Annotated in this window: 6 protein-coding genes and 1 riboswitch; of the genes, 2 read left to right on the plus strand and 4 right to left on the minus strand. The window is 75.4% G+C overall.

Translation table 11 applies throughout. From position 1 onward, the window contains the following. Positions 1–52: 52 nt before the first annotated feature. Genes ACFV8H_RS17155 through ACFV8H_RS17165 form a run of 3 tightly spaced genes read right to left on the minus strand, consistent with a single transcriptional unit; the run spans position 53 to position 3,476 of the window. Positions 53–1,591, minus strand: coding sequence for a precorrin-2 C(20)-methyltransferase (locus ACFV8H_RS17155; RefSeq protein ID WP_380400509.1), 1,539 nt, complete (start codon positions 1,589–1,591; stop codon positions 53–55). Continuing rightward, positions 1,588–2,214 carry a precorrin-8X methylmutase gene (locus tag ACFV8H_RS17160; RefSeq protein ID WP_188303047.1) on the minus strand — a complete coding sequence of 209 codons (627 nt, stop codon included), beginning with the start codon at positions 2,212–2,214 and terminating at the stop codon, positions 1,588–1,590. Before ACFV8H_RS17160 ends, ACFV8H_RS17155 begins: the two co-directional genes overlap by 4 nt. After that, positions 2,211–3,476 (minus strand): hypothetical protein, encoded by a 1,266-nt coding sequence (locus tag ACFV8H_RS17165; protein WP_380400511.1) that lies wholly within the window; start codon positions 3,474–3,476, stop codon positions 2,211–2,213. The genes ACFV8H_RS17160 and ACFV8H_RS17165 overlap by 4 nt, the downstream gene beginning before the upstream one ends. 269 nt (positions 3,477–3,745) lie before the next feature. Then, positions 3,746–3,831: riboswitch (cobalamin riboswitch) on the plus strand. A 157-nt stretch (positions 3,832–3,988) separates the two neighbouring features. Between ACFV8H_RS17165 and cobN the strand changes: the two genes are divergently transcribed. After that, positions 3,989–7,627, plus strand: a complete 3,639-nt coding sequence (gene cobN, locus ACFV8H_RS17170; RefSeq protein WP_380400513.1) for a cobaltochelatase subunit CobN — start codon at positions 3,989–3,991, stop codon at positions 7,625–7,627. Positions 7,628–7,839: 212 nt separating this feature from the next. Beyond that, a complete protein-coding gene (gene lnt, locus ACFV8H_RS17175; RefSeq protein ID WP_380400515.1) occupies positions 7,840–9,468 on the plus strand; it encodes an apolipoprotein N-acyltransferase in 1,629 nt (542 codons plus the stop codon). On the opposite strand, the gene ACFV8H_RS17180 is transcribed toward lnt, so the two are convergent. Further along, positions 9,423–9,860, minus strand: a 438-nt coding sequence (locus tag ACFV8H_RS17180) for a VOC family protein (protein WP_380400517.1), incomplete at its 5' end; no start/stop codon positions are given. The two genes, lnt and ACFV8H_RS17180, sit on opposite strands and share 46 nt — an antisense overlap.

The following is a 9,860-nucleotide window of genomic DNA, read 5'->3' on the forward strand; positions in this document are numbered from 1 at the left end:
ACAGAAAACAGCTGACAGATTTCATTATCTGTCAGCTGTTCTCCGTCATCCGTTACACGTCCTCCGGGTACCGCCGGGGCGTCCAGACGACCTCGACCCCGCCGCCCCGCTCGACCGCCCGGGTCTGCGAGGAGCCGATCAGCAGGATGGTCCGCATGTCGACCAGCGCCGGGTCCAGCTCGCCCAGCCGGACGATCCGGATCCGCTCGGTCGGCCCGCCGACGTCGCGGGCCATCACCACCGGGGTCTCCGGCGCGCGGTACTCCAGCAGCAGGTCCCTGGTCAGGCCGACCTGGGTGGTACGGGACTTCGAGCCCGGGTTGTACAGCGCCAGCACCAGGTCCGCCTCGGCGGCGGCGCGCAGCCGCTTGGCCACCACGCCCCAGGGCTTGAGCCGGTCCGAGAGCGACACCACCGCGTAGTCGTGCCCGAGCGGGGCACCCGCCCGGGAGGCGGCCGCGTGGGCGGCGGTCATCCCGGGGACGATCCGCACCGGCACGTCCCGGTAGTGCGGCTCGCAGGCGACCTCCAGCACGGCGGTGGCCATCGCGAACACCCCCGGGTCGCCCGAGGACACCACGCAGACCCGGTGCCCGCGCCGGGCGAGGTCCAGGGCGAACTCGGCGCGCTCCGACTCGACCTTGTTGTCGGAACCGTGCCGCCGCTGCCCCGGCCGCTCGGGCACCCGGTCCAGGTAGGTGGTGTAGCCGACCAGGTCGGTGGCCTCGGTCAGCGCACCGCGCGCCTCGGCGGTGAGCCAGAGCGGCCCGGCCGGCCCGGTGCCGACCACGGTCACGCTGCCGACGCCGTCCGCGAGCCGGACGGCCGGCTCCAGCGGTGCGACCTTGCTCGGCAGCACCGCCACCGAGAAGTAGGGGACGCTCTCCCCCTCGACCTCGGCGAGCGGCGCGATCCGCTCCCCGTCCATGAAGGCCCGCTCCACGTACTGGGCGTCCTCCAGCCGGCCGGCCCGCTCCAGCGCCCGCCGGACGGTCGGGAAGGTGCGGCCCAGCTTCATGATCACCGCGGAGTCGGCGGCGGCGATCCGCGCCGTGAGCTCCTCCTCGGGCAGCGTCCCGGGGATGACGGTGAGGGTTTCCTCGGCCTCGGTCAGCGGCTGCCCGAGTCGGGCGGCGGCCGCGCTGACCGAGGTCACGCCGGGCACCACCTCGGTCGGGTAGCGGTGCGCGAGGCGCTTGTGCATGTGCTGGTAGGAGCCGTAGAACAGCGGGTCGCCCTCGGCGAGGACGACGACGTCGCGCCCGGCGTCCAGGTGGGCGGCCAGCCGGGCGGCGGCCTCCTCGTAGAACTCGTCCAACGCGCCCCGGTAGCCGCCTGGGTGGTCGGTGGTCTCCACGGTGAGCGGGTAGACCAGCTTCTCCTCGATCTGACCACCCGTCAGGTAGCGTTCGGCGATCGAGCGCGCGATCGAACGGCCGTGCCGGGCGCTGTGGTAGGCCACCACGTCGGCCTTGCCGATGAGTTCGGCCGCGCGGACGGTCACCAGCGAGGGGTCGCCCGGGCCGAGCCCGACGCCGTACAGCCGGCCGGTTCCCTCGGGCCCGGCGGAGGAGATCTGACGGTCCGTCACTCTTCTTCGCTCGCAATCGCGTTGATGGCGGCGGCGGCCATCGCGCTGCCGCCGCGCCGGCCGCGCACCACCAAGTGCTCCAGGCCGGAGGGGTGTTCGGCCAGCGCCTGCTTGGACTCGGCGGCGCCGATGAAGCCGACCGGCACGCCGATCACCGCGGCCGGGCGGGGGGCTCCCGCCTCGATCATCTCCAGCAGCCGGAACAGCGAGGTCGGGGCGTTGCCGACGGCCACCACCGCGCCCTCCAGTCGGGGCAGCCACAGCTCCATGGCCGCCGCACTGCGGGTGTTGCCCATGGCGCGGGCCAACTCGGGCACCGAGGGGTCGGTGAGGGTGCAGATCACCTCGTTGTCGGCGGGCAGCCGCTTGCGGGTCACCCCGCTCGCCACCATGTTGACGTCGCACAGGATCGGCGCACCGGCGTGCAGCGCCGCGCGCGCCGAGGCGACCACGCCGGGCGAGTACACCAGGTCCTCGACCAGGTCGGTCATCCCGCAGGCGTGGATCATCCGCACCGCGACCTGGGAGACGTCCGCCGGGAGGGCGGCCAGATCGGCCTCCGCACGGATGGTGGCAAAGGACTGGCGGTAGATGGACGCGCCGTCCTTCTCGTACTCGATCACTTCGTGGTCCTCCTGGCCTCGGCGACCGCCTCGGCCATCTCCTCGTTCGTCACGTCCACCGGAACGTCCGCGGGGGTTCCCGCGGACGTGGCCGGCCCGTTCACCGTCACCCGGTAGCCGTGCCCCGTGGCGAGCACGTCCACCCACTGCCCGGCCGGGTGGCCGCAGCGCCGCTCGCAGCCCGACCAGTGGACGGGCAGTCCGCCGCCCCCGGCCGCCGGCACCCCGCGCTCCAACGCCCGGGCCGCGTCGGCCCGTACGTCGGCCAGCGACTTGGCGCAGCCCGGCAGCCCGGTGCAGGCGGTGGCCCGCTCCCAGGCCGAGCCGGGCTCGGTCCGCAACCCCGCGGCCGCCAGCGCGGGCAGCCGGTCGGCGGGGGCGCCGGGCAGCACCGCGCCCCGCCAGGGGGTCAGCCGCAGTTCGCCGGCCGAGGCGGCGACCAGCGCGCGCCACTGGCCGGCGTCGGCCCGCCCGAAGCGCATACCGACCGAGAGCCCGCCGGGCAGCGCGCCGATCCCGGGCCATGCACCGGCCCCGGCGAAGGCGGGCAGCGGCGCCGTGCCGGCCGGCAGCAGTTCGGGCACTTCGCGCAGGTGCCAGGCCTTGCGGCCGACGCCGCGCAGCGCGTCCAGGAAGGCGCGGGCCGAGTCCAGCACGGCCGTCACCTCCCGCCCGGCCTCGACCGGCTGCCCGTGGGCGGCCCGTCCGAGCCGCAGCAGCGCGGGGCCGTCCGAGGCTGCGATCAATGTCACATCGGCGTCGAGCGCGGCGACGTCGCCCCGCCCGTCGTCCAGCGCGAACAGGAACTTGCCGGAGAGTCCGGCCGCCCAGTCGCTCGCGCACAGCCGCGCGTCCAGTTCGCGCACCCAGGCCTGCACGTCGGCGTTCCCGGCCGCATCCAGCCCGGCCAGCGGCGAGGCGACGATGTTGCGCACCCGCTCGTGGGTGTCCGAGGGCAGTAGTCCGACGGCGCGCAGCCGGTCGGCGAGTTCGGCCCCGCAGTCCGCGGCCAGGCCGCGGAGTTGGACGTTGCCGCGCGAGGTGGTCTCCAACTCCCCGTCGCCCAGGGCCTCTGCGGCCTCGACCAGGGCCATGGCCTGACGGTCCGTCAGCAGTCCGCCGGGCAGTCGGACCCGGGCGAGGCCGCCGTCGTCGGCGGCGTGCAGGCGGAGCGCCCCGGGGCAGGCGTCGGCGCGCCCCCGGTCGGGCACGGCGGCGCCCGGCGCGGTGGCGTCGGGTGTCGGTGGCATGGCGGCGAGCATACAGATGATCCGATCGCTTGCCTCCGTCCGCTGCATCACACCGGCGGCACGCCGGGCAGCACGGCGGAGCACGCCGAACCGGCCGCCCGGCGCCGGTGAGCGCCGTACGCCGGGCGGTGCGCCCGCCGGTGCGCCCGCCCGTGCGCCGGGCGGCGGCCCGCCCGTGCCCCGGGCCCGGCGAAGCCGCCCCTCCCCCAGGTCAGCCGTACCCCGTACGATGCTGGCGGGCGGTCCCCAGTGGGCCGCCCGACGCCAGCGACGGCGCAGGGGAGGAAACCGGTGCAAGCCCGGTGCGGTCCCGCCACTGTGACCGCGGTTCACCGGGAGACCGGTCGGCCGCGGGAGCCAGGAACTCCCGCCGTCCTCCACCGGCCCGGGGCGCGGACCCCGAGGAAGGCAGAAATGCACCAGCGCTGTCGCATGCCCGCGCCCGTTCCACCGGCCACCACCGCGGCCGACCCGGCCACCACCGCGGCCATCCTGGCCACCGAAGAGGCCGGGAGGTCCTTCGCATGATCCTGCTGCTGTCCACGTCCGACACCGACCTGCTCAGCGCCCGAGCCGCCACCGGACCGGTCCCGTACCGGCTCGGCAACCCGGCCCGGCTGACCCCCGAGGACCTGCCCGCACTGCTGGAGGGCACCGACCTGGTCGTGGTCCGCCTGCTCGGCGGTCGCCGCGCCTGGCAGGAGGGCCTGGACGCGCTGCTGGCCGGCCCCCGCCCGGTGGTCGTGCTGACCGGTGAGCAGGCCCCCGACGCCCAGCTGATGGAGCTCTCCACCGTCCCGGCCGGCATCGCCGCCGAGGCGCACGCCTACCTGGCCCACGGCGGCGCGGCCAACCTGGCCGAGCTCGGCGCCTTCCTCTCCGACACCGTGCTGCTCACCGGCCACGGCTTCGCCCCGCCCGCCTCCGCCCCGGCCTGGGGCCCACTGGAGCGCGAAGCCCGTACGGAGAGCGGCCCGACCATCGCGGTGCTCTACTACCGCGCCCACCACATGAGCGGCAACACCGCCTTCGTGGAGACCCTCTGCCGGGCGATCGAGGACCAGGGCGCCCGGGCGAGGGCCTACTACTGCGCCTCGCTGCGCGGCGCCGAGCCCGAGCTGCTGGCGGCGCTCGGCGAGGCCGACGCGATCGTCACCACCGTGCTCGCCGCCGGCGGCACCCGCCCGGCCGACGCCCAGGCCGGCGGGGACGAGGAGGCCTGGGACGCCGGAGCGCTGGCCGCCCTCGACCGCCCGATCCTCCAGGCGCTCTGCCTCACCTGGTCGCGCGCCCAGTGGGAGGCCAGCGACGACGGCCTGTCCCCGCTGGACACCGCCACCCAGATCGCCGTGCCCGAGTTCGACGGCCGGCTGATCAGCGTCCCGTTCTCCTTCAAGGAGCTGGACGAGGACGGCCTGACCGTCTACGCCGCCGACCCGGAGCGCGCCGCCCGCGTCGCCGGCACGGCCGTCAAGCACGCCCGGCTGCGGCACGTCCCGGCCGCCGAGCGCCGCCTCGCGCTGGTGCTGTCCGCCTATCCGACCAAGCACTCCCGGGTCGGCAACGCCGTCGGCCTGGACACCCCGGCCAGCGCGATGCGCCTGCTGGAGCGGCTGCGCGCGGACGGCATGGACCTCGGCTCCGACCTGCCCGGCTTCAACGCCCCCACCGACGGCGGCGAGGACGCCTCCCACGAGGGCGACGCCCTGATCCACGCGCTGATCGCGGCCGGCGGCTACGACCAGGACTGGCTCACCGAGGACCAGCTGGCCCGCAACCCGGTCCGCATCCCGGCCGCCGACTACCGCCGCTGGTACGCCACCCTCCCGCAGGGCCTGCGCGAGCAGGTCGAGCAGCACTGGGGCCCGGCCCCCGGCGAGCTGTACGTGGACCGCTCGCAGAACCCGGACGGCGACATCGTGCTCGCCGCGATCCGCTCCGGGAACCTGCTGGTGCTCATCCAGCCGCCGCGCGGCTTCGGCGAGAACCCGGTCGCGATCTACCACGACCCGGACCTCCCGCCGAGCCACCACTACCTGGCCGCCTACCGCTGGATCCAGGCCGCCCAGGAGGACGGCGGCTTCGGCGCCGACGCCGTCATCCACCTCGGCAAGCACGGCAACCTGGAGTGGCTGCCCGGCAAGACCGCCGCGCTGTCCGCCGAGTGCGGCCCGGACGCCGTCCTCGGCGACCTCCCGCTGATCTACCCCTTCCTGGTCAACGACCCGGGCGAGGGCACCCAGGCCAAGCGCCGCGCCCACGCCACCCTGGTCGACCACCTCGTCCCGCCGATGGCCCGCGCCGACTCCTACGGCGACATCGCGCGGCTGGAGCAGCTGCTCGACGAGCACTCCAACATCGCCGCGATGGACCCGGCCAAGCTGCCCGCGATCCGCGCCCAGATCTGGACCCTGATCCAGGCCGCCAAGCTGGACCACGACCTCGGCCTGGACGAGCGCCCCGAGGACGACGGCTTCGACGACTTCCTGCTGCACGTCGACGGCTGGCTGTGCGAGGTCAAGGACGCCCAGATCCGCGACGGCCTGCACGTCCTCGGCCAGGCCCCGGCCGGCACCGACCGGGTCAACATCGTGCTCGCCATCCTGCGCGCCCGGCAGATCTGGGGCGGCGTCAGCGCGCTGCCCGGCCTGCGCGAGGCGCTCGGCCTGGACGAGGCGGCCCTCACCCTCGGCGCCACCGACGCGGCCGAGGCGCAGGCCCGCGCCCTGGTCGAGGCGATGGAGGCCCAGGACTGGGCGCCCGAGGCAGTGGAGAAGGTCGCCGCCGAACTGCCGGAGGCCGTCCGCGAGGCCGTCGGCGAGGTGCTGACCTTCGCCGCCACCCAGGTGGTGCCGCGCCTGGCCGCCACCACCGACGAGCTGGACGCCGTGCTGCACGCACTCCACGGCGGCTTCGTCCCGGCCGGCCCGTCCGGCTCGCCGCTGCGCGGCCTGGTCAACGTGCTGCCGACCGGCCGCAACTTCTACTCCGTCGACCCGAAGGCCGTCCCCAGCAAGCTCGCCTGGGAGACCGGCCAGGCGCTCGCCTCCTCCCTGGTCGAGCGGTACACCGCCGACAACGACGGCGCCTACCCTCCCTCGGTCGGGCTCTCGCTCTGGGGCACCAGCGCGATGCGCACCGCCGGCGACGACATCGCCGAGGCCTTCGCCCTGCTCGGCGTCCGCCCGGTCTGGGACGACGCCTCGCGCCGGGTCACCGGCCTGGAGCCGATCCCGCTCGACGAGCTCGGCCGCCCGCGCATCGACGTCACGCTGCGCATCTCCGGCTTCTTCCGGGACGCCTTCCCGCACGTGGTCGCCCTGCTGGACGACGCGGTGCGCCTGGCCGCCGCCCAGGAGGAGCCCGAGGCCGACAACTTCGTCCGCGCCCACGTCCAGGCCGACCTCGCCGTGCACGGCGACGAGCGCAAGGCCACCGTCCGCGTCTTCGGCTCCCGCCCGGGCACCTACGGCGCGGGCCTGCTCCAGCTGATCGACAGCCGGGACTGGCGCACCGACGCCGACCTCGCCGAGGTCTACACCGTCTGGGGCGGCTACGCGTACGGCCGCGGCCTGGACGGGCGCCCGGCGCGCGAGGAGATGGAGACCGCGTACAAGCGGATCACCGTCGCCGCGAAGAACACCGACACCCGCGAGCACGACATCGCCGACTCGGACGACTACTTCCAGTACCACGGCGGCATGGTGGCCACCGTGCGCGCCCTCACCGGCAAGGCCCCGACCGCCTACATCGGCGACTCGACCCGCCCGGAGACGGTCCGCACCCGCACCCTGACCGAGGAGGCCGCCCGCGTCTTCCGCGCCCGGGTGGTCAACCCGCGCTGGATCGAGGCGATGCGGCGCCACGGCTACAAGGGCGCCTTCGAGATGGCCGCGACGGTCGACTACCTGTTCGGCTACGACGCCACCACGGGCGTGGTCGCGGACTGGATGTACGAGAAGCTCACCCAGGAGTACGTCCTCGACCCGGTCAACCGCGAGTTCCTGGCGGGCGCCAACCCGTGGGCGCTGCACGGCATCAGCGAGCGCCTGCTGGAGGCGGCGAGCCGCGGCCTGTGGGAGCAGCCGGACCCGCAGCTGATCGAGCAGCTGCAGGCCGCGTTCCTGGAGACCGAGGGCGACCTGGAGGGCGACGAGGGCTGACGCCCTCCGACCGTACGGCGGCCGGCCGCGCTCCCTCGGGGAGGGCGGCCGACCGCGGTTCGGTCACGGAATCCGTCCGCTTGTTCCACCGACTTGTTCCACCAACTTGTTCCACCGACTTGTTCCAACGACCTGCACCGTTCCGAGGACCGGCGTCAACCACGCGTACCGCCATCTGGCACCGGCCGTCACCCGAGCGGACAATACGGGGCATGTCGCGCCGCACCGGCACCGCCGGCCCAGTCCCGAGCACGGCCCCGACGGACGCCCGGGAGCCGCACGCACCGCACCGCTACCGCTACCGGGCGCGGCTCGCCGCGCTCGCGGCCGGAGCCGTACCGGTGGTCGCGTTCCCGACCCCCGGCCAGGCCTGGCTCGCCTGGGTCGCGCTCGTCCCCGGGCTGCTGCTCGCCCAACGGGCACCGTCGGGGCGGGAGGCGGCGGTGCGCGGGTGGTGGTTCGGGGCGGGGTTCATCCTCACCGCGATGTACTGGCTGGTCCCCTCCGTCGGACCGGCGCTGCCCGTACTCGCCGTACTGTTCGGGGCCTTGCAGGCGCCCGTCGGGTACGCGGTGCACCGCCTGCTGCGCCCGCCGACGACCACCCGCCGGGCACTGCTCGCCCTGCTGGTCGTCCCCGCGGTCTGGGTGGGCACCGAGTACGCGCGGTCCTGGCACGCGCTCGGCGGACCGTGGGCACTGCTCGGCGCCACCCAGTGGCAGCACCCGGCGGTCCTCGGACTCGCCTCGGCGGGCGGGATCTGGCTGGTCAGCGCCGCGGTGGCGGCCGTCAACACCGGAGTACTGATCATCCTGACGGCGGTGCCCCGGCGGCCCCGGGCGGTCGCGGCGCTGGTCACCGTCCTGGTGCTGGCCGCCGGACCACTGCTGTTCGCGCTGCGCCCGGCACCGGTCGGGGCCGGGGCGGTCACCGTGGCGCTCGTCCAGCCCGGCGTCGTCGAGGACCCGCAGGCCCGCTTCGACGCGAGCGTCCGGGCCACCGCCGACCTGGTCGGGCGGCCGGTCGACCTGGTGGTGTGGGGCGAGAGCAGCACCACCGCCGACCTCGACCGCGACCCGGCCGCCCTGGACGCGCTGCGCCGGCTCGCCGCCACCACCGGCGCCGAGGTGATGGCCGGGGAGGACGCCCGCAAGGCGGACGGGCGGATCTCCAAGGACGCGGTGCTGGTCTCCCCCGCGGGGGTGGTCGACCGCTACCGGAAGATCCGGCTGGTGCCCTTCGGCGAGTACATCCCGCTGCGGCCCGTCCTCGGCTGGATCGCCGGGGTCAGCCGGGCCGCGGGCGAGAACCGGGCCCCCGGCACCGCCTTCCACGTGCTGCCCGCCACCGACCGCGCGGGCCGGCCACTGCCGGTCGGCGCGTTGATCTGCTTCGAGTCGGCCTTCCCGGACATGGCGCGCACCGCCGCCCGGGACGGCGCCCGGGTGCTGGTCTACCAGTCCTCCACCTCGACCTTCCAGCGCACCTGGGCACCCGAACAGCACGTCTCGCTGGCCGCGATCCGGGCCGCCGAGACCGGGCGCCCCGCCGTCCAGGCCTCGCTGACCGGTGTCTCGGCCGCCTTCGACGCCCAGGGCCGGCAGCTCGCCGGGCTCGGCACCGACTCCACCGGCGCGCTGACCGTACGGCTGCCGCTCACCGCGCCCGGGACGCTGACCTGGTACGACCGGATCGGCGACGTGGTGCCGCTGGGCGCGCTGCTCGTCACGGCGGGCGCGGGAGCGGCCGACCTGCGCGCGCGCTCCGCGCGTCGGCGGACGGGAGGACCGGCCGTTCAGGGCCCCCCGCCGCCCCCGCCGTCGTCCCCGCCGTCGGTGTAGACGCCGAACGGGGCGCCCTGGGCGTCGCGCAGGACGGCGATCCGCCGTCCCGGCATGGAATACGCGGGCATCAGCACGTCCGCGCCCATCGCGACCGCCCGGCCGACGGTGTTGTCCACGTCGGCGACCGAGAAGTACGGCAGCCAGTGCGGCGCCACCTGCGGCGGGAATCCGTCGTCCATCACCACCATGCCGCCGAAGTCCTGACCGTCCAGGCCCCACTGGGTGTAGTGCTCGGACGGCGCGACGGACCAGCCGAAGACCGCCGGGTAGAAGGCCCGCGCCCCGGCCGCGTCCCGGGTCGCCAGTTCGACCCAGCCCAGCGAGCCCGGCTCGTTGAACACCCCGGCGCCCGCGAAGGCCCGGGCCTGCCAGAGGATGAGGACGGCACC

Source organism: Kitasatospora sp. NPDC059827, assembly GCF_042731675.1.
GTDB lineage: Bacteria > Actinomycetota > Actinomycetes > Streptomycetales > Streptomycetaceae > Kitasatospora.

Excerpts from the sequence above, each read along its gene's own strand:
- ACFV8H_RS17165 (WP_380400511.1), bottom strand. The coding sequence starts at position 3,476 with ATGCTCGCCGCCATGCCACCGACACCCGACGCCACCGCGCCGGGCGCC.
- cobN (WP_380400513.1), top strand. The coding sequence starts at position 3,989 with ATGATCCTGCTGCTGTCCACGTCCGACACCGACCTGCTCAGCGCCCGA.
- lnt (WP_380400515.1), top strand. The coding sequence starts at position 7,840 with ATGTCGCGCCGCACCGGCACCGCCGGCCCAGTCCCGAGCACGGCCCCG.